This is a genomic window from Verrucomicrobium sp. GAS474, assembly GCF_900105685.1.
GTDB lineage: Bacteria > Verrucomicrobiota > Verrucomicrobiia > Methylacidiphilales > GAS474 > GAS474.
The window spans coordinates 230,161-255,634 of sequence record NZ_LT629781.1 but is presented as its reverse complement, the minus strand read 5'-3'; the positions used below and the strand labels follow the sequence as shown (position 1 = coordinate 255,634).

20 protein-coding genes are annotated in these 25,474 nt (G+C 66.2%); 14 read left to right on the top strand and 6 right to left on the bottom strand.

Annotated elements, in window-relative coordinates:
* The first annotated feature begins 26 nt into the window (after positions 1-26).
* Both BLU04_RS01105 and BLU04_RS01100 read left to right on the top strand, forming a co-directional pair.
* Complete coding sequence (locus tag BLU04_RS01105) at positions 27-2,675, top strand: ATP-binding protein (RefSeq protein ID WP_093281128.1); 2,649 nt, start codon at positions 27-29, stop codon at positions 2,673-2,675.
* Between the two features lie 187 nt (positions 2,676-2,862).
* Entirely contained in the window at positions 2,863-5,544 is a 2,682-nt protein-coding gene (locus BLU04_RS01100) for a PAS domain-containing sensor histidine kinase (protein ID WP_093281126.1), read from the top strand.
* 58 nt (positions 5,545-5,602) lie between these two features.
* Here the strand turns inward: BLU04_RS01100 and BLU04_RS01095 are convergent, their stop codons facing one another.
* Positions 5,603-6,637, bottom strand: coding sequence for an FTR1 family protein (locus tag BLU04_RS01095; protein ID WP_197672992.1), 1,035 nt, complete (start codon positions 6,635-6,637; stop codon positions 5,603-5,605).
* Between the two features lie 158 nt (positions 6,638-6,795).
* On the opposite strand from BLU04_RS01095, the gene BLU04_RS01090 reads away from it, so the two are divergent.
* Together BLU04_RS01090 and BLU04_RS01085 are read left to right on the top strand one after the other, a co-directional pair.
* Positions 6,796-7,050: a hypothetical protein gene (locus BLU04_RS01090; RefSeq protein WP_093281123.1), complete on the top strand. Its 255-nt coding sequence runs from the start codon at positions 6,796-6,798 to the stop codon at positions 7,048-7,050.
* Positions 7,031-7,375 carry a type II toxin-antitoxin system PemK/MazF family toxin gene (locus tag BLU04_RS01085; RefSeq protein WP_093281121.1) on the top strand — a complete coding sequence of 115 codons (345 nt, stop codon included), beginning with the start codon at positions 7,031-7,033 and terminating at the stop codon, positions 7,373-7,375. The genes BLU04_RS01090 and BLU04_RS01085 overlap by 20 nt, the downstream gene beginning before the upstream one ends.
* 19 nt (positions 7,376-7,394) lie before the next feature.
* Here the strand turns inward: BLU04_RS01085 and BLU04_RS01080 are convergent, their stop codons facing one another.
* Positions 7,395-8,429 carry an aldo/keto reductase gene (locus BLU04_RS01080; protein WP_093281118.1) on the bottom strand — a complete coding sequence of 345 codons (1,035 nt, stop codon included), beginning with the start codon at positions 8,427-8,429 and terminating at the stop codon, positions 7,395-7,397.
* A gap of 10 nt (positions 8,430-8,439) precedes the next feature.
* Positions 8,440-8,826: an iron-sulfur cluster assembly accessory protein gene (locus BLU04_RS01075; RefSeq protein ID WP_093281115.1), complete on the bottom strand. Its 387-nt coding sequence runs from the start codon at positions 8,824-8,826 to the stop codon at positions 8,440-8,442.
* Between the two features lie 249 nt (positions 8,827-9,075).
* Between BLU04_RS01075 and fliD the strand changes: the two genes are divergently transcribed.
* The 3 genes from fliD to fliS all read left to right on the top strand — a co-directional run bounded on the left by fliD (position 9,076) and on the right by fliS (position 12,184).
* Positions 9,076-11,034: a flagellar filament capping protein FliD gene (fliD, locus tag BLU04_RS01070; protein ID WP_162274606.1), complete on the top strand. Its 1,959-nt coding sequence runs from the start codon at positions 9,076-9,078 to the stop codon at positions 11,032-11,034.
* Positions 11,035-11,171: 137 nt separating this feature from the next.
* On the top strand, positions 11,172-11,783 hold the full coding sequence (locus BLU04_RS01065; protein WP_093281110.1) for a hypothetical protein: 612 nt from the start codon (positions 11,172-11,174) through the stop codon (positions 11,781-11,783).
* A complete protein-coding gene (gene fliS / locus BLU04_RS01060; RefSeq protein WP_093281108.1) occupies positions 11,780-12,184 on the top strand; it encodes a flagellar export chaperone FliS in 405 nt (134 codons plus the stop codon). Before BLU04_RS01065 ends, fliS begins: the two co-directional genes overlap by 4 nt.
* 29 nt (positions 12,185-12,213) lie before the next feature.
* Here the strand turns inward: fliS and BLU04_RS01055 are convergent, their stop codons facing one another.
* The 3 genes from BLU04_RS01055 to BLU04_RS01040 form a co-directional block, all read right to left on the bottom strand.
* Positions 12,214-13,056, bottom strand: coding sequence for an SDR family oxidoreductase (locus BLU04_RS01055; protein ID WP_093281105.1), 843 nt, complete (start codon positions 13,054-13,056; stop codon positions 12,214-12,216).
* 312 nt (positions 13,057-13,368) lie between these two features.
* Complete coding sequence (locus BLU04_RS01050; RefSeq protein ID WP_093281103.1) at positions 13,369-15,144, bottom strand: ABC transporter ATP-binding protein; 1,776 nt, start codon at positions 15,142-15,144, stop codon at positions 13,369-13,371.
* 325 nt (positions 15,145-15,469) lie between these two features.
* On the bottom strand, positions 15,470-16,201 hold the full coding sequence (locus tag BLU04_RS01040; protein ID WP_093281098.1) for an outer membrane lipoprotein-sorting protein: 732 nt from the start codon (positions 16,199-16,201) through the stop codon (positions 15,470-15,472).
* Between the two features lie 74 nt (positions 16,202-16,275).
* Between BLU04_RS01040 and BLU04_RS01035 the strand changes: the two genes are divergently transcribed.
* The 7 genes from BLU04_RS01035 to mqnC all read left to right on the top strand — a co-directional run bounded on the left by BLU04_RS01035 (position 16,276) and on the right by mqnC (position 25,390).
* Positions 16,276-17,766 (top strand): glycosyltransferase family 39 protein, encoded by a 1,491-nt coding sequence (locus tag BLU04_RS01035; protein ID WP_093281095.1) that lies wholly within the window; start codon positions 16,276-16,278, stop codon positions 17,764-17,766.
* Positions 17,767-17,788: 22 nt separating this feature from the next.
* The gene (gene tgt / locus BLU04_RS01030) at positions 17,789-18,979 is read left to right on the top strand and encodes a tRNA guanosine(34) transglycosylase Tgt (RefSeq protein ID WP_093281093.1); all 1,191 of its coding nucleotides are present in this window, start codon (positions 17,789-17,791) and stop codon (positions 18,977-18,979) included.
* A gap of 11 nt (positions 18,980-18,990) precedes the next feature.
* Positions 18,991-19,335 (top strand): preprotein translocase subunit YajC, encoded by a 345-nt coding sequence (gene yajC, locus BLU04_RS01025; RefSeq protein WP_231964885.1) that lies wholly within the window; start codon positions 18,991-18,993, stop codon positions 19,333-19,335.
* 76 nt (positions 19,336-19,411) lie between these two features.
* Entirely contained in the window at positions 19,412-21,733 is a 2,322-nt protein-coding gene (gene secD, locus BLU04_RS01020) for a protein translocase subunit SecD (RefSeq protein WP_093281090.1), read from the top strand.
* A gap of 12 nt (positions 21,734-21,745) precedes the next feature.
* The gene (gene recJ / locus BLU04_RS01015) at positions 21,746-23,515 is read left to right on the top strand and encodes a single-stranded-DNA-specific exonuclease RecJ (protein WP_093281087.1); all 1,770 of its coding nucleotides are present in this window, start codon (positions 21,746-21,748) and stop codon (positions 23,513-23,515) included.
* A gap of 4 nt (positions 23,516-23,519) precedes the next feature.
* On the top strand, positions 23,520-24,302 hold the full coding sequence (locus BLU04_RS01010; protein WP_093281085.1) for a menaquinone biosynthesis protein: 783 nt from the start codon (positions 23,520-23,522) through the stop codon (positions 24,300-24,302).
* Entirely contained in the window at positions 24,299-25,390 is a 1,092-nt protein-coding gene (mqnC, locus tag BLU04_RS01005) for a cyclic dehypoxanthinyl futalosine synthase (protein ID WP_093281082.1), read from the top strand. Before BLU04_RS01010 ends, mqnC begins: the two co-directional genes overlap by 4 nt.
* Positions 25,391-25,474: the final 84 nt, after the last annotated feature.

Sequence of the window (25,474 nt, the reverse complement as noted above, 5' to 3'; positions counted from 1 at the left end):
AGCCGAATTTCATTCTCTATGGCGTTATGAAATCTGTCCTCGGACTTTCCCTCAGCCGCGACAACCGGGTCTGGATCGACCGGTTGGCCGCGGTCGTCCTCGTGCTGATCCTGATCGCTTCGGCGGTCTACCTGAACCACCTCAAAAAAGCCCGCCTCGCGGAGGTCGAGGGAATCCGGCTCCGCCATCACAAGGCGGCCGAGGAGGTCCTCGCGACGAAGGTGGGCCACGTCGAGGGAGTCTTGCGGGAGATGGACCAGGATGTCCTCCTGGTCGGCTCGCTCCCCGAGGCGATGCGTATTTCGGGCAACGCGCACAACCCCCGCCTCGCCGACGTGGCGCGGGGGAACGCCCCCCATTCCGAGGCGGAACAGGCGGTGCTGCGGATGTACGAGGCCCTCTCGACCGGGCTCCCCGTCAGCGAGGTCTATTGCGTCCTGAAGGGATTCCACCCCGACCTCACCGGCAGCGATCCGGCGGGGGAGCGCCCTTACTTCGAGGTCGGCAAGCCGAAGCGGTCGACCGGCGGCAGCCCCTACGAGATGATCGAATATGCCTGGATGGCCCAGGCCGTGAAGGCGATGGAGGCGGCGGCGGCGAAGCTCCCCCGCAATGCCCGCGGGCTGATCCCCCGCGCCGTCTCCCCCGAGCTGGTGACGCGCGAGGTGATCGACGACGGCAAGCCGGCCTCGCGGCACGGCTTCATCATTGCGACGCCGTTCTACCGGGATTCGGGGGAATTCGAGGGGGCGATCGCCGTCGTCTTCCAGCGGCGCGACGTCGGGGCGGCGATGGCCGGCGTCGGGGGCAGCGAGCAGCGGGGGCGCTTCCTGCTGGTGCAGACCGAGAGCAACATCCGCCTCACCGAGCCCGAGGGAAAGGCGCTGCGCTCGATGTCGCTCGACGATCCCGCCTTCGTCTCGATGGATCTCGCCCCGGAGTTCCCGGCCTGGCGTCTCTATTACCTGTGGAACCCGCGGGACATGGAAGCGGAGATCGCCGAGGTGATGACCGACTATCGCGGTGACTGGAAATTGGCCCTCGGCCTGATCGTCGCGAAGATCGCCGTCCTGACGGTGCTGTGGCGTCTGTGGCGGAAGAACGGGGTGCTGCGGGCGCAGGCCGCCGAGCTCAAGGAGATGCAGACCCTCATGGACAACGCCGACGGCGCGATCATCGTCCTCGACATCGATTGCCGCATCCAGGTCTGGAACCGGATGGCGGAGCGCATTCACGAGATCCCCGCCGCGTCGGCCCTCGGGAGCGATATCCGGCAGCTCCTCTTCACGAAGGCGGTGGGGAAGGTCCCGGCCGTCGAGGAGGTTGCCGCCTCCGGGAAATGGCTGGGAGACATCGAGTATACGACCGGGGAAGGCCTGATGCTGATCGTGGAGAGCCACTGGTCGGTCATCCGCGACGGGGAAGGGCATCCGAAGGGATTCTTCGTCGTCGAATACGACATGACGGAGAAGCATGTCTGCGAATTCCAGCTCCGCCGCGCGCAGCGGATGGAGAACATCGGGGCGCTGGCCAGCGGCGTGGCCCACGACCTCAACAACGCGCTGACCCCGGTGATCGTCGGCATGCAGATGCTCGACAAGATGCGCGGGGAGATGGAGCGGAAGGCCCTCCAGAAGACGATCCTCGCCTCGGCCCAGCGGGGGACGGCGATGGTGCGGCAGATCCTCAGCTTCGTCCGGGGGACGCAGGGCGAGGACGGCCCGATCCAGATCGGGCACCTGCTGGAGGAGATGACGAAGATCGTCCGGGACACCTTCCCGAAGGCGGTGACGATCGAGGCCCGCCCGGGGAAAAACCTCCACGTCGTCAACGGCAACGCCACCGAGCTCCACCAGGTCCTCCTCAACCTCTGCGTCAACGGCCGGGACGCGATGATGCCGAAGGGCGGCGCGCTGATCCTCTCGGCGGAGAACGCCACCCTCACCCTCCGCGACGTCACCGGGCCGGGGCGCGAGGGGGTCCTGCCGGGCGAGTTCCTCGTCATCACGGTCGCCGACTCCGGCGGCGGGATCCCGGCCCACATCCTGCCGAAGATTTTCGAGCCCCTCTTCACGACGAAGGAGCCGGGCAAGGGGACCGGCCTCGGCCTCTCCACCGTCTCGGCCATCGTGAAGCGGATGGGCGGCTTCATCGGCGTCGAGAGCGAGGCGGGGCGCGGCACCCGCTTCTCGATCCATCTTCCGGCGCTCCTCGATTCCGAGGTCGAGGAGAAGAAGTCAGAGGAGACGCACGAGCTGCCCCTCGGTTCCGGGCAGCGGGTCCTCCTGGTCGACGACGACAACACGATCCGCCGCCTTTCCAAGGTGATGCTCGAGAACTACGGCTACCGCGTGGTGGCGGCGACGAACGGGCTCGAGGCGCTCTCCCTCTACGCCCAGCAGGAGGAGCCGATCCATCTCGTGATCTCCGATGTCGACATGCCCTACATGGGGGGCCCCGAGCTGGCGGCGAGCCTCCATGCGAAGGATCCCGAACTGCCGGTGATTTTGATCAGCGGCTCCGATCTGACGGAGGAGCAGCTCGCCGGGGTCGGGCGGGAGAGCCTCGGCTTCCTGATTAAGCCCTACACGGTCGAAGGGCTCATCCGGGAAGTGGGGAGGCACGTGGGGGCGGTGACGGAGCCCCACGCGCTCGCCTCGGCGGCGGAGATCTAGACCGACCTTGTCACGCGGCCTCGGCCCCTTCCGTGCAGGATCGGTTCTCTTCCCGGAGGGCGCAGAAAGATAAGTAGTTTAGACGATTGTCCGGAAGAAAAAAGGCCGCCTAGGATGATCCACGTTCGTTTTCATTTTGGTTTGCATGTGGGAGGGGCATAGAAGCTGAAGTCGATGTCGTTTTTTCATGAAATTCTCTTCGTCTCGTTTCATCGCGCGATCTTCATCGCGGGATTCTCTTGTCTGGATTGATCGGATTTCGATCGGGGTAATTTTACTGAGTCTGGCCGGGGCCTCTTTTTATTTTTTATGGCAGCGGGCGGGGCTCCATCGGGAGATCGCGGCTATCCGTCTCCGGCACGAGTCGGAGGATCGTGCGATTTTGGAGTCGAAGGCCGAGCACGTGCAGGGATTGCTCCGGGAGATCTATGAAGGCGGCCGGGCGATTGCGATGTTGCCCGATGTGCGAAATATCGAGGGGAAAAACAAAACCCCGGGCGCCCGGATGGGGGGCGCACGGGAGCGCCAATCCTCTCAGGCGGAGAAGACCGTCAGGGAACTCTACGATGTGTTTTCTGCCGGCACGCGGGTTTCCGAGATTTATTGTGTTCTCAAGGGGTTCCATCCCGATCTCACTGGAAATGGGACCAAGGGGGAGAGGCCGTTCTTCGAGGTGGTGGGGGAGGAACCCCGGCCGGGCGCGGCGGCGGAGGATGAGGACAATGCCTATGAGTCGGAAGAGTACGCTTGGCTGGCAAAGGAAGTCCGCCGAATGGAGGCCGTGGCGCAGGGCTCTCGGCTTTCCCCGACTCTGTCTCCGGAATTGGTGACCTGTGGAGATCACGACGGGGCCGATCATACGTCGGCAGACTCCCGCCGCGGGTTCATCTTGGCGGTGCCGTTTTATCACCATGCCTCGGGGAGGTTTTCCGGGGTGATCGCGATGATTTTCCAGAAAAGCGCGTGGGAAAAAATATTGGCGGGATCGTCGACGAATGGCTTGAGCGGACGGTTTCTGCTGGTGCGAAGCGATACTGGCATGCGCATTTCGGACGCCTCTGAACCGGCGATGAAGGCGGAGATGGAGCGGACGCCGCTCCAGAGTCCTGCGTTGATTCGGCTCGCCTTGGAGGAACGGGGATTTCCTGGGTGGGATCTTTATTATCGTTGGGATGAGGCCGACTTGCAGTGGGATATCGGGGGGCAGACTGCCGCGTTTTACCGGCGCTCGGAAACGGTGGTGCTGCTTGTGGGGGCCCTTATCGTGCTGACGCTTCTGGGGCGTCGCATTCTGCGGACGAATGGGGCGCTCCGGCTCCGGGTGCGGGAGCTCAAGGAGGCGCACCAACGGATCGGGGAACAGAATGCGCTGCTCGACGAGGCGCAGGACGCCATCTTCATGTTCGGTCTCGATTTTCGCGTGCAGCTTTGGAATCGGGCGGCGGAACGTTTTTATGGGTTTGCGGCGGCGGATGCCCGGGGACGGGATGCCCGGGAAGTTCTGTTTTCCAGGGCGGCAGGGGTAGTGCCGACGATGGAGGACATTCTGGCGGCGGGGAAGTGGGTCGGAGAGTTGATTTACAAGGTGGCGGAGGGGAAGGCCCTGACGGTGGAGAGCCATTGGCTGGTGCTCCATGATGAGCAGGGGAAGCCGAAGGCGATCTTCGTCGTCGATTCGAACATGACGGAAAAGAAGAGTTTCGAGGCCCAGCTCCGGCGGGCGCAGCGGATGGAGAATGTCGGGGCGTTGGCGAGTGGCGTGGCCCATGATTTGAACAATGCGTTGACGCCGGTGATTGTGGGGATGCAGTTGTTGGAGGAGACACGGGACGAGGAGGGACGGCGGGGGCTGCAGCAGACGATTCTTTCCTCGGCCCTGCGCGGGACGGCGATGGTGAAGCAGATACTCGGCTTTGTTCGCGGGACGCAGGGGGTGGATGGGGAGGTCCAGATTCGGCACCTGATCGAGGAGATGGTTAAAATTGTCCGCGACACGTTTCCGAAGACGATCACGATCGAGTCCCGCATGGGGAAGGATCTGTGGCCGATTTGCGGCAATGTCACGGAATTGCATCAGGTGCTCCTTAATTTGTGCGTGAATGCTCGGGATGCGATGATGCCCGGAGGCGGGCGGTTGATGCTTTCGGCGGAGAATGTGACGCTCGACGCGAAGGAAGTGGAGGGGCGGGAGGGGGTGGTGCCGGGGAAGTTCTTGGTCCTTGCCGTTGCCGACTCGGGAAGCGGCATCCCGGCCCACGTTTTGCCGAAAATCTTCGAGCCCCTTTTCACGACGAAGGATCCGGACAAGGGGACGGGCCTCGGCCTTTCAACCGTCGCCGGGATTGTCCGGCGGATGGGCGGCTTCATCAGTGTTGAAAGCACAATCGGCATCGGGACGAAGTTTTTGATTCATCTGCCGGCCCTGATTTCTTCCGAGAAGAAGGAGATGGAGGAGAAGCTGGAGAGGGGAGAATTGCCGGTGGGCGGAGGAGAGAAGATTCTCCTCGTCGACGACGACAATACGGTCCGCCGTCTTTCCAAGGTGATGCTGGAGAATTACGGCTACCGCGTCGTGACGGCGACGAATGGCCTGGAGGCGGTCTCTCTATTCAGCCATCAGATGGAGACGATCGATCTCGTGATCTCCGATGTTGATATGCCCTACATGGATGGAATCGACGTAGCGGCGGCCCTGCATTTGAAGAAAGCGAGCGTGCCGATCGTTCTGATCAGCGGCTCGGAGTTGACGAAGGAGCAACTGGCCGGAATCGATCGGGAAAGTCTCGGGTTTCTGATCAAGCCTTATACCGTGGAGGGCTTGATCCGGGAGGTGGCGCGCCACACGGGCGCTGTGGCCCCGAGGGGGTAGCGTTCTCGTTCCGCCTCGGGGGTTGGGGCGTTCTTGATCGGCCCCGCCCTCGTACGTCTCAGGCCTTCTGCTGCTCGCTGCGCGCCTGGAGGCGCGCGGCGATGTAGGAGCCGCCGACGAGCGCGGCCGCGGCGAGCTGCGAGAGGCACGATTGCCAGTTCGGGAAGAAGGAGACCCAGACGCCGGCCCAATCGGGGACGATCTCCTTCAGGAAGGGGATCTCCGAGGTGGCGATCCAATGGGCCTGCTGCATCTCGAAGACCTGCTCCCCGACCATGATCATGAGGACGCCCGCCAGCAGGACGCCGGTGAGGATCAGCATCTGGCGGTAGGGGAGGTGGCGGTGGGCGACGAAGGTGAGGGCCGCCAGGATGCCGGTGAGGACGAGGCCGATGAGGCAGCCGCCGAAGACGATGCCCGCGCCCATCTTCAGGTGGTAGCTCTGGAGGAAGAGGACGACCTCGAAGCCCTCGCGGTAGAGGGAGGAGAAGCCGAGGATGCCGAGGCCGAGGACGAGCTTCCTGTGGATCGCCCCGTCGTCGCCGTTCTCCTTCTTCGCCGCGAGGAGTTCCCGCTTCTTCCGGTTGTGGGCCGTGATCCAGCCGCCCCAGTAGATCTTGTGGAAGAACCAGTTCATGATGACGAGGAGGACGACGATGGCGACGAGGCCGGTCCAGACCTGCATGTCGAGGGCGGGGACGCTGTCGAGGAGGTCGTTGACGATGCCGACGGCGATGAACCAGGTGGCGACCGTCGCCGCGATGCCGACGACGACGCCGAGCCAGACGGGACGCCGGTGGACGGCGTCCTTCCCGACCATGCTCGCCATGATCGCCGAGAGGACGAGGACGCACTCCATCCCCTCGCGGAAGACGAGGAGGGCGATGTTGAAGAGGGCGGCCCCGGGGGTCAGCCCCTCGGTGGTCGGATCGGGGGTCCCGCCCGAGGTGCGGAACATCCAGACGAGGGTCGAGACGATGGCCGCCGCGCCGATGAGGGTGAGGAGGAGGGCCGAGAGGGTCCACCGCTTCGGGGCGGGCGCGTCGGCGGGGATGACGATCGAGGGGGAGGAGAGGTCGGCGGTGGAGCTCATAAGAGTAAAAGGGGGAGGATTTCCACTATCCTCCTTCCCCGGGGAGGTGCCAACGGGGGGTTGCGGTCGATATGCTCCGAATTGCTGTCGGCCGGATTGCCGCAATCGGGCCGGACAAGGATCGACAACGGGACGGCCCCCGGTACGGTAAGGGGCCTATGGTGAAATTGAAGCTGGTCCCGGTGGGGGAGGGGGAAGCCCCGGCCCGGGGCATCCGCCTGCCCGAAAGGCTCTTGAGGCGGTACGGGATCGTCGATTCCGTCGCCGTCGAGCTGGCCCCGGACGGCTTGATCCTCCGCCCCACCCGGGCGGGAAAACTTTCCTGGCGGAGCACCGCCGCCTCGATGGCGAAGCGGGGGGAGAAATGGAACGGCTGGGACAACACCCTGAGCGATGGCCTTGATACCCTCTGAGATCGAAACGTACGGCCTCTACCTGGCCGACCTCGGCGCCGTCCCGGGACGCGACCTGCGGGGCCTCCTCCCCGTCGTCCTCGTCAGCCGGGAGGAGATGAACGCGGCGCTCGACACCGTCGTCGTCTGCCCGCTCTCGACGAACAACCATCCCGCGTGGCGTTCCCGCATCCTGATCCGGCATGCCGGAAAGGAGAGCGGCATCGCCGTCGACCAGATCCGGAGCCTCCGGGCGGACCGGTTGGTGCGGAAGCTGGGGCAGCTCACCCAGCGGGACGCCACCGAGCTCAGGCGTCTGATCTGCGAGATGTACGGGACCGCTTAGGCCGCCGACGGGGGGCGGTTCAGGCGGTCGCCGTCTCGCGCGACATCGTTCCCTTGTACTTTCCGGGTTCCTCGTCGCGGACGCCGAAGTTGTCGGCATGGAGGGCGGCGATCCGGTCCATTTCCTCGGGGGTGAGGCGGGCCGTGTCGGGGGCGGTGGCGAATTCGACGAGCTGTTCCTCGTTGTAGATGTTCGGGAGGGTGCTCCCGATCCGGGGATCGGCGAGGAGCCACTGGAGGGTCGCCTGGCCGAGGGTCCGGTTCGCGTTTTCGAGGAAGCGGAGGGTCTCCACCTTCTGCACGCCGTTCAGCAGCCAGCTGCGGGGGCGGTGGACGCGGTGGTCGTTCGGGGGGAAGACGGTCTCGGTGGTGTACTTCCCCTCGAGCATGCCGCTGGAGTGGGGGACGCGGACGAGGTAGCGGGTGTCGGGGCTGGCCCCTTCGTCCATGATCGCCTTGCCGGGGTGCTGCTCCAGGAGGTTGTAGATGTGCTGGAGGACGTGGGGCTGGTGCCGCTTCACCGTGTCGACCCCCTCGTAGAGCCAGCCGATGGCGGGCCCGAGGGCGGCGCCCCAGGCGCGGATCTTCCCTTCCTGGCGGAGGGTCTCCATGAGGTCCCAGAGGAGCTGGTCGTCGACCTGCTCCATGCGGATGTTGTGGAGGTGGAGGATGTCGATCCGGTCGGTGCCGATGCGCTGGAGGGCCTTCTCCACCGCCTCGCGGATGAAGGCGAGGCCGAAGTTGTGGGGGATCTCCCGCTGGCCGCGGCCCCGGTCGTCGCCGTGCTGGTAGAAGTCGTAGCCGACCTTGGTCGAGACGACGATCTTGTCGCGGTCCGCGCCGGGGAAGGCCTTGGCGAGGAGTTCCTCGCTCTTGCCGTTGCCGTAGGTGTCGGCGGCGTCGAAGAGGGTGATGCCGAGGTCGAGGGCGCGGCGCATGAGGTGGAGGGCCTCCGCCTCGGTGAAGGTGCCCCACCAGCCGGTGGAGACGGTCCAGAGGCCGAAGCCGACTTCGGAGAGCTGCAGGTCGGTGCGGGGGAGGGGACGGTATTTCATGGAGAGGGAATTAAACGGTGAAGCTCTTGCCGCAGGAACAGTGGGAGGCGGCGTTCGGGTTCGTGACGACGAAGCCGGTGCTCTGGAGGTCGTCGCTGTAGTCGAGGGTCGAGCCGCTGACGTAGAGCGCGCTCTTCGGGTCGATGACGACCTTCACGGTGCCGACGCCGTTCGCGCCCGCGATGCTCTCGACGAGGATGTCCTTCGCCCGGGGGGCCTCGACGAGGTCCATCTGGTATTGGAGCCCGGAGCAGCCCCCGCCGACGACGGCGATGCGGAGCGCCCCGCCCGTCTTCCCGCTTTGGGCGAGGAGCGTGGCGAGCTGCCTGGCCGCGTTCTCGCTGACGCGGCAGAGGTTCTCGTTACCGATTTTGTAGGGAAGGGGGGCCGTGTCCATGGGGAGGAAGGTACTATGGAACCGGCGGCGGCGGGGGTCAAGGGGCCGGTGGGGGGAGAATTGCCGCAGGCGAGGGCGGACGAAAAAAAAGAAGGCCGAGCCTGTACTTTTTCCTCAAGTTCGGGCCTCCTTGTGCCGAAGAGGAGATTAGAAGGCTCTCCAGGCTTCAGTTTTTCTTCTCTCCAGACGAAGGATAGCCTTGAGCGGGAGAAACTTAGCAGCTATTCTAGCATATCGAAGGATCGACATATGGGCACAACCATCACAGGCACACTCGGCGGAGTCCAGATCTCCTCCCTGATCTCGGCGCAGGACGCCGCGAACCGTTCCCATGCCGTCACCCTGTCGAGCCAGGAAACGATCATCACCGGGAAGAATACGGCGCTGACGACGCTCGAAACCCAGCTGAACAGCCTCGAATCGAACCTCAACGCGATCACGAAGGTCTCCTTCTGGGAGAGCAAGGTCGCCTCGACCGGGGACTCGAACGTCGCCACGGCGACGGTCGCCTCGACCGACGCCTCGGACGGTTCCTACGACATCAATATCCTCCAGTCGGCGACGCCGACGGTCTTCACCAGCGCGAAGGCCTCGTCGATCCCCGCGGCGAGCGCCACCGTCTCGAGCGTCTTCGGCTCGAACGCCCTCGGGACGATCCTCGTCGGCACCGCCACGGGCGGGACGACGACGCTGACCATCGACTCGACGACGACCCTCGCCAGCCTCGCCAGCCAGATCGGGACGGCCATCGGCGGTTCCGCCTCCTACGACGCCACGGCGGGGACCTTCACCCTGACGGCGAGCGATTCCCTCGTCCTCAGCGCCGGGACCAGCTCCTTCCTCCAGAACGCCCACCTCTTCAACAACTACTCCGCCCGCTCCGCCTCCGGCACGACGCTGACGAGCGGCGAGACCCTCTCCGCCGCCTACGGCTCCTCCTTCGTGAACGGGACGTTCCAGGTCAACGGCGTCTCGATCGAGGCCGACTCGACCGACACCGTCGGCGCGGTCATCAACCGGATCAACGCCCAGGTCCCCGGCGTCACCGCCTCGATCGTCAACGGGCGGCTGACGGTCAACTCGACTTCCCCGGTCACGATCGCCAACGGGACGGGCAGCTTCTTCAACCAGGCGGGCCTGGCGACCAGCTCGGCCACGTCGTCGACCTCGACGACCTCCATCGGCTCCGTCGACACGACGACGACGACGGCGGGGTCGAGCGGCTCCTTCAACGTCAACGGCGTCGCGATCTCCTACAGCTCGACCGACACCGTCGCGGCGGTCCTCTCCGCGATCAACGCCAGCACCGCCGGGGTCACCGCGACCTACGACAGCTACAACGACCGGATCCTCATCACCGAGAACACCGCCGGCCCGAACGCCGTCATCGTCAACGGCGACACGGGGAGCTTCCTCTCGAAGTTCGGCCTCGCCAACGGCACCCAGCAGACGGGCAAGTCGACGATCTTCACGGTCAACGGCGGCAGCCAGCGCGTCGCGGCGACCAACACCCTCTCCAGCGATGACCTCGGCATCGCCGGCCTCAGCCTCACGGTGAAGAAGGCCGGGGAGACGACAGTGACCATCGGCGCCGACTCGGCGAGCATCAAGACGATGCTCGACGCCTTCGTCGACTCCTACAACAACGTCCAGGCCTTGACGACCTACTACACGACGGTCGACACGAGCAACTCGGCCAACAACGGCGTCCTCGCCAACGACGGCAGCCTCACCCAGCTCGGCAACCGCCTCCGCCTCGTCTTCGGCAGCGTCCTCGACTCGAGCGGCACCTACCGCACGCTGGCCGACCTCGGCATCACCGGCAACTCGACCGACAACACGGCGACCATCAGCGACGCGACGAACCTCGACAACGCGCTGACGAACAACCTCGACGACCTCAAGGCGATGTTCCTCGGCTCGACCTCGGGCCTCGGCAGCCAGCTGACGAGCCTCATCAACGGCTACGTCCTCGGCTCGACGAGCGTCATCGAGGGGAAGCTCGCCAGCAACAAGACGGCGATCAAGAACCTCGACAACCAGATCTCCCAGATCAATTCCTACGCCGACGTCCAGCTCCTCCAGCTCCAGTCGTCCTACGCCGCCTACAGCGCCGCGCAGCAGCAGGCCTCGTCGATGACCCAATACTTCAGCAGCAGCTCGAGCTCCAGCTCGTCGAGTTCCTCGGCGGGCGGCATCCTGAGCTAGTCGGCGATGCCGGGGAAGGCCTCGTAGAATCGCTTTTAGGGCGCTTTTTCGGTTTTAGGTTTAGATGGCGAAAATATTCATTCTCCCGCGCATCGCGCTTGACGGGGGGTACTCTCTTCTTTCAAGCTAGGTTTCCAATGACTCTGACGATCGATTCCGAATCCGTCGATCTCCCGTCCAAGCCGGACGAGGCGTTCTCCGAGTATTACGAACGGATCGCCGACCATCTTCTTCAGAAGAATCGCTGCATCGGCGTCTGCTCCATCAACGGCCAGGAAGTCGCCACCATCGAGGCGGGCGCCCTCCTCTTCCCCGCCGCCACCGAGATCAGCGTCACCTCCGTCTCGATCCGCGTCGCCCTCCAGGCGAACATTGCCCTCCAGTGCAACACGATGCGCCGCATCGAGGAGTCCTGCGAGACCCTCGTCACCGACAGCCTCCTGGCCGACCCGAAGCAGGTCGCCGTTTCCTGGCAGGAACTGTGCGAGGAGATCAAGTCGATCCTCACCTTCATCCCCCGCCTCGGCGTCCTCCTGACCGACGCCCAGGTCGATTCCCTCGTCGAGGGCCGCCTGAGCGAGCTCAACGGGGTGATGAGCGAGATCGCCGCCTTCCTTTCCAAGGGCGACGTCGTCGGCTTCTCCGACACGCTCGAAATGAAGCTCCTTCCCTGGATCGTCGGCCTGCGGGAATTCTTCCAGGCCCAACTCACCGTCGTCGAGGCCTTTGGCCGGGAGGAAACCGCATGAGCCAGGATATCGGACGCACCTATGTGACGAACGCCGTCCGCTCGGCCACCCCCGGGCAGCTGATCATCATGCTCTACGACGGGCTGATCCGCTTCGCCACCGATTCCCGCGATCTCCTCCGCGAGGGGAAGCCGGCCGCCGACTCGATCAACCGCTGCATCCGCATCCTGACCGAGCTCAACGTCTGCCTCCGCTTCGAGGTCGCTCCCGAATTCTGCGACCGCCTTTCCAAGCTGTACGAGTTCTATACCGTCGAGCTTTCCCGCGCGATGCACCAGCACCAGCCCGAGATCATCACGAACATCCTCCCGATGATCGAGAACCTCCGCGACGCGTGGCAGACCGCCGAGCAGCAGGTCGGCGGCAAGAAGGACGAGGGCGAGACGCCCGAAGGGCAGTAGCCCGTCGTCGCCTTTCGGTTTCCCCTTCCTCAGCCCCCGGTCTCGAAGCCGGGATAGAGCGTCATCCCCCCGTCGATGAAGACCGTCGTCCCGTGGACGTAATCGGCGTAGTCCGAGGCGAGGAACGCGGCCAAACGCCCGACCTCTTCGGGCTCTCCGATCCGCTTGTAGGGAATGAGCTTCAGCAGCGCGTTGTAATGCTCGGGCGTGTCCCACGCCGCCTTGTTGATCGGCGTCTGGATCGCGCCGGGGGCGATGCTGTTCACGCGGATGCGGTGGGGGGCGACTTCCTGCGCGATGCTTTTCATGAGGAGCATGACGCCCCCTTTTGACGCCGCATAATTCACATGGCCCGCCCACGGGATCACTTCGTGGACCGAACTCATGCAGATGATTTTCCCGGCGGCGCAGGAGAGTTTCGGACGGACACCGTGGCGCTTGAATTCCTTCACCGCTTCGCGGGCGCAGAGGAACTGCCCTGTCAGGTTCACGTCGATCACCTTTTGCCATTGCGCCGTGGTCATCTCGTCGAGCGGGGCGTCCTGTTGGAGGCCCGCGTTGTTCACGAGGATGTCGAGGTCGCCGAAGCGGTCGCGGACCGCGGCGAACATCGCGAGGACTTCGCTCTCCTGCGCCACGTCGGCCTTGAAGGCGAAGGCCGTGCGGCCCATTGCTTCGAGTTCCCGGACGACCTCGAGGGCGGGTTCTTCCTTTGAGGAGTAATTGACGCAGACATCGGCTCCGGCCCGGCCGAGTTCGAGGGCGACGGCTTTGCCGATGCCGGAACTGGCTCCGGTGACCAGGGCCTTCTGGCCGGTCAACAGGGGGAGGGGAGGGCAGACGGGCGGGTGGACGTCGGGGAAGGGGGGCATGGAGGAAGATAGCAGGGTGGGGGGAAGGGGCAAATGGGGGCTTCCTTGGGTGTTGTGGGAGCGGGGCGGCCCTTCGGGGCTTGCGGGGTCGACCCTGTACAGCTGGAGGCGATCCGCTTTAACGCCACAGAGGGGCTTCGCCCCTCCGTGACCTCCTGTTCTGAGGGCCTTAACTAGGCGAACGCGCTTTGGCGGCGCCTCGTCTTCTCACTGGATTAAAATCCGCTGCTTCCCGGAGCGCCCGAGGGTGCGAACGATAGGGAGAGACGGGGCCAATACGCCTAGACCCCTATTGGGAGATGATCCGCTCGGTTAGACGAAGGCTTCGTCTTCGAGTAGGTCGCTGCGTTGCGCTGTCGCCAGCTTGGCGTAGAGGCCGCCTTGGACCAGGAGTTCGGCATGCGATCCTCGCTCGATGATCCGTCCCCCTTTCATTACGAGGATGAGGTCGGCGCGGCGGACGGTGGAGAGGCGGTGGGCGACGAGGAAGGAGGTCCGGTTCTTCAGGAGCTTTTCCAAGGCCTCGGCGATCAGCTTTTCGGTCAATGTGTCGACGCTCGCGGTCGCCTCGTCGAGGACGAGGATCGGCGGGTCTTTGAGCAGGGCGCGGGCGATGGCGAGGCGCTGTTTCTCGCCGCCGCTCAGCTTCACGCCCCGCTCGCCGATCTCGGTATCGTAGCCCTGCGGGAGGGCGCGGATGAATTCGTCGGCGTGGGCGGCGACGGCGGCGGCGGTCACGTCGGCCTCGCTCGCGCCGGGGCGGCCGAAGAGGAGGTTCTCCCGGATGGTGGTGTTGAAGAGGAAGTTCTCCTGGGAGACGAGGCCGATCTGGCTGCGGAGGACGGCGAGGGGATAGTGGCGGACGTCATGGCCGTCGAGGAGGACGGCCCCTTCGGTCGCCTCGTGGAAGCGGAGGAGGAGGCCCGCCAGGGTCGATTTCCCCGCGCCGGTTGGGCCGACGAGGGCGACGGTCTGGCCCGGCTTCACCTCGATGTTGATGTCGTGGAGGACGGGGAGGGGCGGCTCGTCCCGGTAGGAGAAGCCGACGTGGCGGAGGGAGACGGCGCCGTCGAGGCGCGGCAGGGCGCAGGCCCCGCCGGGACGGAAGGGGGAGGAGGCGGGCGGCTCGTAGCGTTCGGTCGGCGTGTCGATGATCTTGAAGACGCGGTCGGCGGCGGCGCGGGCCGATTGCCAGAGCTGGTTGAGCTGGTGGAGCTTCCCGACCGGCTCGTAGAACATGCCGACGAAGAGGAGGAACTCGACGAGTTCCCCGTAGGTGAAGCGGTCGGCGAGGACGTCCCGTCCGCCGACGAAGAGGACGATGACGGTGCCGAGGGCGCCGATGAAGTTCATCGCCGGGGAATAGAGGGCCCAGGTGTGGGAGACGAGGATCTGGGCCTGCCGCGCCCGTTCCGAGACGCCGCCGAAGCGGGTCGATTCCTCGCCCTCGCGGGCGAACGACTTGATCTGGCGGATGCCGCCGAGGTTGTCGAGGAGGATCGAGTTCAGGGCCGAGGCGGCGCGGCGCTGCTCCCGGTAGCGGCCCCCGGCGGTGAGGGTGTACCAGAGCGCCCCGCCGAAGAGGAGCGGCAGGGGGAGGAGCATCCAGGCGGCGAGGACGGCGTTCTTCTGGAAGAGGAGGATGCCGACGCCGACGATCTGGAGGAGGGCGACGATGCCCTGCTCGACGCCGTCGATGAGGACCCGCTCGACGTTCGTGACGTCCTCGCTGACGCGGGTCATGAGGTCGCCCGTCGCCCGTTTCTCGAACCAGCCGAGGGGGAGGCGCTGGAGGTGGTCGTAGAGGTCGTTGCGGAGGTCGCGGATGACGTTTCCTTCAAATTGGTTGTTGAACCGGATGCGGAGGCAATTGAAGAGATCGCGGGCGAAGAAGGCCCCGGCCATGAGGAGGGCGCACGGCAGGAGGAGGTCCCCCCGCTTTGCGACGATCACGTTGTCGATGATGTAGCCGGTGACCTTCGGGAAGACGAACCCGGCGAGGGTGGTGAGGAGCGCGCACCCGAGGGTGGCGGCGGCGAGGCCGGGATAGCGGCGGAGGTAGATGAAGACGCGGAGGACGGAGCCCATCGGTGGATGTTAGGCGGAATTGGGGGGGAGGCAAGGATGGGGGGGCGCGAAGTTGTGGGGCGGCCCGTTGGGGCGGGCGGGGTCGACCCTGTACAGCTGGAGGCGATCCGCTTTATAGCCACAGAGGGGCTCCGCCCCTCCGTGACCTCCTGTTCTGAGGGCCTGAACTTGGCGGACGCGCTTTGGCGGCGCCTCGTCTCCGAACTGAATTAAAATCGGATGGTTCCGGTACGCCCGAGGGTACGGATTGCGGGGGGAGACGGGGCCAATACGCCCTGACTCCTATTGGGAGAGGGGGGCGTCCTCCGCATTGGAATCCGGCGCTCTACAGCCCGGACCCCGGGGCTCCGTTCCGGATCTCGATGAAGGTCCGCGAGGCCGAGATTTCCCGACCGGGGAGCATTGTCGAGACGGCCATCTCGCGGATCACGTAGGCGTCGCCGATCTGCATGACGCCGTTGACCTCGACCCGCTTGATGACTTCGCCCTTCGTGTTGTAGCCGTCGACGCGGAGGAAGGCGCAATATTGGGAGCTGATCCAGTAGCGGACCTTCGAGTAGGAGCTGCTGACGCCCTCGGGCGGGGTCGCTTCCAGGCACCAGGCGGGGAGGGTCTTGATCGAGTCGCAGCCGATGCCGGTCACCTTGTCCCAGAAGATGAAGCCGAGGCCGAGGTCCTCGTAGGTGATGTCGGTGTCGAGGATCGTCTCGCCGAGGGCCTTGCCGGAGACGGTCTGCCAGGCGTCCGATTCCTTCTTCCGCCGCTCGATGGTGGCGTGGTCGGGATCGAGGACGACGCGGATCTGGAGGGGCTGCTCGGTGAAGGCATAGACCATCTCGCGGAGCCGGGTCTTCATGACCATCGGATAGATGTTCTTCTTCGTGTGGAGGACGCCGTTGAGCTTGAAGTCCTGGAGGTTCAGGTTCCGGAAGACCCGGGCCTGGATGAGGTTCACGGGGGGGGTCGGGCGGGAGGTGTCGGGATCGGCGTGGAGCGCGGGAAGGAGGGGGATCAGGAACGCGGCGAGGAGGGAGAGGGGGTATTTGGCTTGTTTCATGGGGGTCCTGATGGCTAGCTTTCTACCCCACTCTTCAGAGAAGAGCCAAGTACCGAATCGCCGAACGACACACCATGAACCAGACCGGCTACCGCAAGCGGGTGACGCTCCTCCTCTTTGCGCTCCTCCTTGTCCGCTTCTGGTACGGGCAGACCTTCGAGCTCACCGGCCCCGAGGCGATGGTCTGGCTCCGGGGGAAGCACCTCGCCCTCGGCTACTGGTCCCAGGGGCCGCTCCTCCCCCTGTTCTCCGCCCTCGGCGTCCACTTCTTCGGCGTCACCGAACTCGGCATCCGCTGGGTGGCGGCGGCGGTCTACACCGCCTCGGGCTTCCTCCTCTTCTACACGGGCCGCCAGATCTTCGGGGCGCGGGCGGGGTTCTGCTCCCTCCTCCTCTACGTCGTCCTCCCGCTCTACGCCTGGCAGGCGCTCCTCCTCTCCGACGCGACGCTGAACATCGGCCTCATGGCGCTGGCGCTGCTGACCTTCCGGCAGGCGACGGAGCGGAACCGGCTGCGGGACTGGGCCGTGGCCGGGGCGGTCTCCGCCGTGGCGGTCTGCCTCTCCGGCTGGAACCTGATGTGGGCGGGCGGCCTCCTCCTCTTCCGGGCGGTCGACGAGCACCGGCACGAGCGTTGGTGGCGGCCCTCGATCGGCCTCTTCCTCGGCCTGACGCTCCTCGGCTTCCTCCCGTTCTTCCTCTGGCACGCGAAGATCGGCTTTTCCTACGGGCTCTCGGAAAGCGCCCTGAAGTGGCTCGGCTCGAAGCAGCAATTGAACTCGCTCGACCTCTCGATCGGCCTCGCCGGGCTCCGGGACTTCCTCTGCGCGCAGGGCGTGTGGCTCGCCCCGACGGGGGTCGCGGCGATCGCCTACGCCGTCTGGCGCTCGCGGGAGGAGGTCTTCCTCCGGCGTTCCCATCTCTTCCTCCTCTGCCTCGCCGTCCCGGGGATCGTCCTCCAGGTTCTCCTCACCCTCTGGAACCTCGAGAACCAGGAATCGCTCTCCGCGCTCTACCTGCCGCTCCTCCTCATGACGGGAAGCGTCGCCGCGCGGCGGATCTGGGGGGCCCACCACCTCTTCTGGCGTCGCCTGGCGCTGGTGCTGCTGGTGCTGGCCGGGGCGCAGAGCGTCTCCGGGCTGATGCCCAGGGTGGCGGAGCGGATCTGGCCGAATTACTCCGCCGTCCGTCCCGTCCACGCCCGCCACCTCGCCGAGGAGGTGGAGCGCCTCCAGCGGGAGGTCGGCGCGGGGATCATCATCACCGACTGGGTCCGGGAGTCGGCGCTCCTCCAGTTCTACCTGCCGCTCCATCCCTTCGTCCACGTCGTCCCCGGCCATTCCCTCACCCAGTTCGATTTCTGGGCGGGCTACGGCTCGTGGGAGGGCGAGGCGTCGAACGCCCTCCTGATGCTCCGCACCGCCGAGGTGCCGGAGGCGGTGCGGAAGGACTTCGCCCTCGTCCGCCCCCTCCCGCCGATCCCGATCCCGGAGGCGAAGGGCTGGCACTTCTTCCTGTGCGAGCGGATGCCCGTTCCTCCTTCCCAAATCCTGGGCCAGCCCTAGCGTCTTCCTTCTTTCCCTTCCCATGTCCTTCCAGCTCACCCACACCGATCCCTCCAGCCGCGCCCGTGCCGGAGTCCTGACGACGGAACACGGCACGATCGAAACGCCGGTCTTCATGCCCGTCGGCACCCAGGGGAGCGTGAAGGCGGTCTTCGGCCGCGACCTGCGGGAGATGAAGACCCAGATCCTGCTGGGGAACACCTACCATCTCTTCATCCGCCCCGGCATCGACGACATGCGGACCTACGGCGGCCTCCACAAGTTCATGAACTGGGACGGCCCGATCCTGACCGACAGCGGCGGCTTCCAGGTCTTCAGCCTCGCGCCGCTGCGGAAGCTCGTCGAGGACGGCGTCCACTTCCGCTCCCACATCAGCGGGGAGCCCCTCTTCCTCGGGACGAAGGAATCGATCGGGATGCAGGTCGCCATCGGCTCCGACATCATGATGGTCCTCGACGAATGCCCGCCGTGGCCGTGCGAGCCGGAGCCCGCCCGCGCCGCCGTCGAGCGGACGGTCCGCTGGGCCGCCGACTGCAAGCGGATCGCCGCCGAGCTCGCCGCGAGCGAGGTGAACCGCCCGACGAAGAACCAGCTCCTCTTCGGCATCGTCCAGGGCGGCTCCCATGCCGACCTGCGGAAGGAATGCGCCCAGCGCCTCGTCGAGATCGGCTTCGACGGCTACGCCATCGGCGGCGTCAGCGTCGGGGAACCGGAGCCCGAGATGATGGCCTCGATCGAGATGGCCGAGCCCTACCTCCCCGCCGACAAGCCCCGCTACGCGATGGGCCTCGGCCAGCCGTGGCAGCTCGTCGAGCTGGTGGCGCGCGGCGTCGACATGTTCGACTGCGTCCTCCCGACCCGGATGGCCCGCCACGGCACCGTCTATTCCCGCGACGGCCACTTCCACCTGAAGACCTCCCCCTACCGCCTCGACGAGCGCCCCCTCGACCCCGAATGCGGCTGCTACGCCTGCAAGAACTACACCCGGGCCTACATCCGGCACCTCCTGAAGACGGAAGAAATAGTTGGCCTGATGCTGGTCTCCCTGCATAATTCCCACTTCTACCTGGACTTTATGCGGGAAGTCCGGGCGGCGATCATCGCCGGCACCTTCGCCGATTACCGCCGCGCGTTCCGCGAGCGGTATCGGATTCCGGGCAAGAATTTGGGAGAGCACCGCAGCGATTTAAAACGAAAAAACGATAACGAATAGAGAGACTGAATATGACGACCTACGCTTCGATCCTGGCCATGGCCCCTGCCGCCGTCGACCCCGCCACCGGCGCCCCCTCCCAGCCCGCCTGGGTCGGGATGATGTTCCCCCTCCTCATCATCGTCCTCTTCTACTTCCTCCTGATCCGGCCCCAGCAGAAGGCCCGCAAGGAACAGCAGAAGCTGATCGACAACATCAAGAACGGCGACGAGGTGACGCTGACCAGCGGCATCCTCGGCACGGTGACCAACGTCAAGGAGACGACTGTCGTCGTCCGCGTCGACGAAGGCGTGAAGCTCGAAGTCCTCAAGGCCGCCATCGCGACGGTCGGCCAGGCCGGCCCCAAGACGATCTAAGCCGACGGGAAAGGGCGGGGAAAATCTCCCCGCCCTTTTCCGTATCCTCCCCCACCCCCCTCCCGAGAGTTATCCGATGATCTACACGATCTTCGCCACGTCGCTGGCCTTCTTTGTCTTCCTTATCTGGTACATCATGACCGACGATGCCGCCGTCCGGCGCCGCGTCGGCCTCGCCTCGATCCTCGCGGTCGTCGCGTCGAGCCTCTTCTCCCTCTACCCGATCCAGGAAACGGTCAAGCTCGGCCTCGACCTCAAGGGCGGCACCGCCTTCCTCATCCAGCTCGACGGGACCCCCTCGGCGGGCGCCCGCGACAAGGCGATCGAGGTCATCCGCAAGCGCGTCGACAAGTACGGCATGGCCGAGCCCCTCATCCAGCCCGTCGGCGAGAACCGGATCAGCGTCCAGATCCCCGGCCTCACCGACGAGCACAAGGGCGAGGCCCGCGCCCAGCTCTCCAAGGTCGCGAAGCTCGAATTCCGCCTCGTCCATCCCGACAACGAGGCCCTCCTCGCCGCCCGCCGCGCCGGGACCGGGACGATCCCGCTCGAATACGAGGTCCTGCCCTCCGTCTCCTACGACATCAAGGGCGAGAAGGTCCACACCGAGATCGTCGTGAAGCGCCGCGCCGAGATGTCGGGCAAGTACGTCGCCCGCGCCTTCGCCAGCATCGACGAGGTCGGCCGCCCCACCGTCATCATCCACTTCACCGATCCGGGCAAGGAGATCTTCGGCCCCCTCACCGAGGCCAACATCGGCAAGCGCCTCGCCATCGTCCTCGACAACGAGGTCCAGACCGCGCCGAACATCAACAGCGCGATCTACGACACCTGCGTCATCTCCAACGACGGCGGCGGGATGAAGAAGCAGGAGGCCGAGGAGCTGGCCAGCGTTCTCGAGAACCCGCTCGAGACGCCCGTGAAGCTCCTCGAGGAGCGCGGCGTCGACGCCTCCCTCGGGCGCGACTCGATCGTCTCCGGTCAGAAGGCCGTCGAGGTCGCCATCGCGGCGGTCGCGCTCTTCATGATCGCCTACTACCACTTCGCCGGGGTCATCGCCACCGTCGGGCTGGTGCTGAACCTCCTCATGCTCTTCGGCATGCTGGCGCAGTTCCACTTCACCCTCACCCTACCCGGCATCGCGGGCATCGTCCTCACCATCGGCATGGCGGTCGACGCCAACGTCCTGATCTACGAGCGCATCCGCGACGAGCAGAATCTCGGGAAGCCCCTCCGCGTTGCCGCCGAGGCCGGTTTCGCCCGCGCCTTCAGCGCGATCTTCGACGCCCACGTCACGAACCTCGTCCCGGCGGTCATCCTCGTCGTCCTCGGCAGCGGCCCGCTTCAGGGCTTCGCGATCACCCTGATCCTCGGCATCGTGGCGAATCTCTTCGCCGCCCTCGTCGTGACGAAGAACTCCTTCGAGTGGCTCACCGCCTTCGACAAGTTCGACCGCCTCTCGATGTTCCACTTCCTGAAGAACCCGAAGATCGACTTCATCAAGGCGGCCCGGACCCTCTCGTGGGTCACGGTCATCGTCCTCGTCGTCGGCCTCCTCCACTTCGCCACCCACCGGGAGAACCTCCTCGGCGTCGACTTCGCCGGGGGCGACCTCGCGACGATCACCTACAAGCAGAAGGTCTCCGTCGAGGAAGTGCGCGGCGTCGTCGAGAAGGCGGGCGTCCACGTCGGCTCGATCCAGACGACCTCCGAGGGGAAGCTCCTCCTCCAGACCCGCTTCGGCGAGGGCGAGAAGGCCGTCGCCTCCCTCGTCCAGGCGTTCCCCGACGCCGGGTTCGCCGCCTCGGGCCTCGACAGCGTCGGCCCCGTCGTCGGCGGCGAGCTGGCGACCCGCGCCCTCTGGACGCTGGCGGCCGGCCTCCTCGGCATCATGCTCTACGTCGCCTTCCGCTACGAGTGGTCGTTCTCCCTCGCGGCGACGATCGGGCAGATCCACGACGTCCTCGTCGCCGTCGCCGTCATGGCGCTCCTCGGGCGCGAGTTCAACATGACGCTGATCGGCGCCTTCCTCACGATCCTCGGCTACTCGATCAACGACAAGATCGTCATCTCCGACCGTATCCGCGAGGGCTGGCGCGGCGGCGAGGCGAAGAGCTTCTACGACGTCGTCAACCGCGGCCTCAACCTTACCCTCGCCCGCACCCTGATGACGGGCGGCACGGTGATCCTCGCCGTCCTCGCCCTCCTCGTTTTCGGCGGGCGGGTGATCGGCGACTTCGCGCTGGCGATGCTCGCGGGCATCCTCGCGGGCGTCTTCTCCTCCCACTTCCTCACGCCGTGGCTCCTCGTCCGCTTCCAAGGCGTCGCCGAGAAGCAGCGCCGCGCCGAGGCCGCGAAGCTGGCCGCCGCCGCCGCCGCGATCCAGATCCGCAACTAAGCGCCTCCCGCTATGGCCAAGGCCGCGCCCTCCCAACCGGCCCCGTCGGCGCAGGAGAAGCGATGGATCGACGCCGCCCCCTCGCCCGAGGAACGGGCGGGGGCGGAGGCCCTCGCCCGGGATCTCGCCCTCTCCCCCCTCCTCGCCGGGCTCCTGGCCGGGCGCGGGGTGCGGACGGCGGAGGAGGGGGAGCGGTTCCTCGATCCCCGGCTCCAGTCGCTCTCCGATCCCTTCCGCCTCACCGACCTCCGCGCCGCCGCCGAGCGGGTCGTCCGCGCCGTGGCGCAGGGGGAGAAGATCGCCGTCTTCGGCGATTACGACGTCGACGGCATCACCTCGACGGCCCTCCTCACGCGCTTCCTCGGCTCCGTCGGCGGCAAGGTGGCCGCCTTCCTTCCCCGCCGCCTTTCCGAAGGGTACGGCCTGACGCGGCAGGCCGCCGAACGGTGCCTCGCCGAGGCCTCGCCGCGGCTCCTCATCGCCGTCGATTGCGGCACCTCGTCGCCCGACGAGGTCGCGTGGCTGCGGGAGCAGGGCGTCGAGACGGTCATCCTCGACCATCACGAGCTGCCCTCCCGCCTCCCCCGATGCGAGGCCCTGGTGAATCCCCACCGGGACGGCCACTCCGAATACCTCGCCAGCGTCGGCCTCGCCTTCAAGTTGGCCCATGCCCTCCTGAAGCTCGAGCCGCGCTGGCGGGAGCGGGTCGATCTCAAGGCGTTCCTCCCCTTCGTGGCGATGGGCACCGTCTCCGACCTCGCCCCGCTGCAGGAGGAGAACCGGGTCTTCGTCCGGCACGGCCTCCTCCGGCTGGAGAAGATCGACGAGGGGAACTTCGAGGGGATCCGCGCCCTGGTGAAGGTCTCCGGGATCCGCACCGGCGCGGGTGTCACGGCGGAGGACATCGGCTTCCGCCTCGGGCCCCGCATCAACGCGAGCGGCCGGATCGACGACGCCTCGGAATCGCTCCGCCTCCTCCTGACCGACGATCCCTCCGAGGCCGAACGGATCGCCCGCTCCCTCGACGGGATGAACCGGGAACGGCAGGACCTCGAGCAGAAGACCCTCGACGAGGCGACCGCCATGCTCGCCGAGGGCCTCGGCGGGGAGCCCGGCGTGATCCTCGGCAAGCGGGGCTGGCATCCCGGCGTGATCGGGATCGTCGCCTCCCGCATCCAGAAAATGACGGGCCGCCCTGCGATCGTCATCGGCTTCGACGAGGCCGGGGACGGGAAGGGGAGCGGACGGAGCGTCGAGGGCTGCTCCCTTGTCGAGGGGCTGCGCGGCGCCCATGAAAGCCTGCCTGGAGGCCTCCTCGACCGTTACGGCGGGCACGAGATGGCGGCGGGGCTCTCCCTCCGCGTCGAGCGCCTCGAAGCCTTCCGCACCGCCTTCAACGAGTGGATGCGCGCCGCTGTCTCCCCCGAGGCGCTCCGTCCCCGCCTCCGCCTCGACGGGGAGCTGCCCGTCTCCAGCGTCGGCGAATCGCTCTTTCGCGAAATCGGCCGCCTCGCCCCCTTCGGCCGGGGCAATGTCCAGCCGCTCTTCGCCTTCCGCCGCGTCCTCCAGAGCCGCCCGCCGCAGCGGATCAAGGAAAAGCACCTCAAGCTCTTCCTGGCCTCCAACGGCAGCCGGGGAGGGGAGGCGCTCGACGCCATCGCCTTCGGCTTCGGCACGCGGACGATGCCCGCCGCGCCGCTCTCCCTCGCCGGATCGCTCGAGTGGGACGATTACAAGGGCCGGGTGCAGATCCGCGTCGTCGATTGGCGCGGGGAGGGGTGACGTGATGGCCGCTCCCCGCCTCGGCTCCGTCCCTTACCGCAACGTTGCGGCGTTGATTGAGGGGCTCGATCCCGCGCCGACGACGTTGGTCCCGGCCCGCCTCGCCGAGGAGCTCGCCGCGGGCCGCCTCGACGCCGCCCTGGTCCCCATTGCCGAATACCTCCGCGATCCGGCGGCCTATGCCCTGGTCGACGACGTCGCCGTCGCCTCGCGCGGGGAGGTCTACAGCGTCATCCTGATCCCCGATTGGCCGCCGCAGAACGAGGGGGAGGGGAACGGGCTCGAAGTCCTCCGCCCCCTGTGGACGATCTCCCTCGATCCCGACTCCCGCACCTCGGTCCTCCTCACGCGGGTGTTGGCCGAGATCGGATGCGGCACCCGTCCGAAGTACGTCGGCCCCTATGAGGATGCCGACGCCCGCCTCTTGATCGGCGATCCGGCGATCCGTTTCCGCCAGGAGAATCCCGACCGGGCCGTGATCGACCTCGGCCTCCTCTGGAAACGGTGGACCGGCCTCCCCTTCGTCTACGCCGCTTGGGTCGTGCGGCGGGAGGTCGCCGAACGGCAGCCCGAATTGGGGCCGTTCCTCCGCGGCGTGAAGGAGCGGGGCCTCGCCGCACTGCCCCGGATCGCCCGCGACGAGGCCGAGCTTCGTTACCTCACCGAAAATATTCACCCCCATTTGGGCGACGAGGAAAAAGCGGGTCTTTTGCTCTTCGCCCGCTATGCTCGAAGTCTGCCGGGAACGCCCCTCCCGGCGGAAGAACCCACACCGGTCTGGATATGATTCAATCCCTCATCGATTCCGAAGCGAAAGAAAAAGTGCTCAACGGCGAGCGGATCAGCCCCGCCGAGGCGCGCGAGCTCTACCACGCCCCCCTGGCCGAGCTGGCCCTCCTGGCCGACGCCCGACGCCGCCAGATCCAGCAGCCCGCCTACGACGGCCGGGGCAACGAGATCGTCACCTACATCGTCGACCGGAACATCAATTACACGAACGTCTGCGACGTCTACTGCAAGTTCTGCGCCTTCTACCGGACCGAGAAGGATGCCGACCACTACGTCCTCCCGCCCGAGGTGATCTCCCAGAAGATCCGCGAGCTGGAGGCGATCGGCGGCACCCAGATCCTGATGCAGGGCGGCCACCATCCGGGGTTGAAGATCGATTACTACCTCGAGCTCCTCAACCACATCCGGACGAACCATCCGACGATCAACATCCACGGCTTCTCGCCGCCCGAGTTCAATCACTTCGCCTCGGTCTTCAACATGCCGCTTGAGGAGGTCATCGTCCGCTTCAAGGAGGCGGGCCTCGGCTCGATCCCCGGCGGCGGCGGCGAGATCCTCGTCGACGCGATCCGCAACCGCATCTCCCCCCGGAAGTGCACCGGCTCCCAGTGGCTCGACGTCATGCGGATCGCCCACCGCCACGGTCTCAATTCGAGCGCCACGATGATGTTCGGACACGTCGAGTCGGTCGACGACCGGATCGAGCACCTCCGCCTCCTCCGCGACCAGCAGGACGAGACCGGCGGGTTCACCGCCTTCATCTGCTGGACCTTCCAGCCCGACAACACCGTGTTGAAGGCCGAGCCCGTCGGCAGCCACGAGTACCTCCGCATGCAGGCCCTCTCCCGCATCTTCCTCGACAACATCCCCAACATCCAGTCGAGCTGGGTGACGCAGGGACCGCAGATCGGCCAGGTCGCCCTCCAGTTCGGCGCGAACGACTTCGGCAGCATCATGATGGAGGAGAACGTCGTCTCCTCCGCTGGCACCAGCTTCCGCCTCACCGTCGCCGAGATGACCCGCCTCATCCGCGAGGCCGGGTATGAAGCCCGGCAGCGAGATAATTGGTATCGGCTGCTGAACTAGCGTTCTCTCCCAATAGGAGTCTGGGTGTATTGGCCCCATCTATCCCTATTGCTCGTACCCTCGGGCGCTCCAGGAACCATTCGA

Bases quoted from the DNA above. Each gene is read 5' to 3' on its own strand.
- BLU04_RS01105 (WP_093281128.1), top strand. From the start codon at position 27: ATGAAATCTGTCCTCGGACTTTCCCTCAGCCGCGACAACCGGGTCTGG.
- BLU04_RS01100 (WP_093281126.1), top strand. From the start codon at position 2,863: ATGAAATTCTCTTCGTCTCGTTTCATCGCGCGATCTTCATCGCGGGAT.
- BLU04_RS01095 (WP_197672992.1), bottom strand. From the start codon at position 6,637: ATGAGCTCCACCGCCGACCTCTCCTCCCCCTCGATCGTCATCCCCGCC.
- BLU04_RS01090 (WP_093281123.1), top strand. From the start codon at position 6,796: ATGGTGAAATTGAAGCTGGTCCCGGTGGGGGAGGGGGAAGCCCCGGCC.
- BLU04_RS01085 (WP_093281121.1), top strand. From the start codon at position 7,031: ATGGCCTTGATACCCTCTGAGATCGAAACGTACGGCCTCTACCTGGCC.
- BLU04_RS01080 (WP_093281118.1), bottom strand. From the start codon at position 8,429: ATGAAATACCGTCCCCTCCCCCGCACCGACCTGCAGCTCTCCGAAGTC.
- BLU04_RS01075 (WP_093281115.1), bottom strand. From the start codon at position 8,826: ATGGACACGGCCCCCCTTCCCTACAAAATCGGTAACGAGAACCTCTGC.
- fliD (WP_162274606.1), top strand. From the start codon at position 9,076: ATGGGCACAACCATCACAGGCACACTCGGCGGAGTCCAGATCTCCTCC.
- BLU04_RS01065 (WP_093281110.1), top strand. From the start codon at position 11,172: ATGACTCTGACGATCGATTCCGAATCCGTCGATCTCCCGTCCAAGCCG.
- fliS (WP_093281108.1), top strand. From the start codon at position 11,780: ATGAGCCAGGATATCGGACGCACCTATGTGACGAACGCCGTCCGCTCG.
- BLU04_RS01055 (WP_093281105.1), bottom strand. From the start codon at position 13,056: ATGCCCCCCTTCCCCGACGTCCACCCGCCCGTCTGCCCTCCCCTCCCC.
- BLU04_RS01050 (WP_093281103.1), bottom strand. From the start codon at position 15,144: ATGGGCTCCGTCCTCCGCGTCTTCATCTACCTCCGCCGCTATCCCGGC.
- BLU04_RS01040 (WP_093281098.1), bottom strand. From the start codon at position 16,201: ATGAAACAAGCCAAATACCCCCTCTCCCTCCTCGCCGCGTTCCTGATC.
- BLU04_RS01035 (WP_093281095.1), top strand. From the start codon at position 16,276: ATGAACCAGACCGGCTACCGCAAGCGGGTGACGCTCCTCCTCTTTGCG.
- tgt (WP_093281093.1), top strand. From the start codon at position 17,789: ATGTCCTTCCAGCTCACCCACACCGATCCCTCCAGCCGCGCCCGTGCC.
- yajC (WP_231964885.1), top strand. From the start codon at position 18,991: ATGACGACCTACGCTTCGATCCTGGCCATGGCCCCTGCCGCCGTCGAC.
- secD (WP_093281090.1), top strand. From the start codon at position 19,412: ATGATCTACACGATCTTCGCCACGTCGCTGGCCTTCTTTGTCTTCCTT.
- recJ (WP_093281087.1), top strand. From the start codon at position 21,746: ATGGCCAAGGCCGCGCCCTCCCAACCGGCCCCGTCGGCGCAGGAGAAG.
- BLU04_RS01010 (WP_093281085.1), top strand. From the start codon at position 23,520: ATGGCCGCTCCCCGCCTCGGCTCCGTCCCTTACCGCAACGTTGCGGCG.
- mqnC (WP_093281082.1), top strand. From the start codon at position 24,299: ATGATTCAATCCCTCATCGATTCCGAAGCGAAAGAAAAAGTGCTCAAC.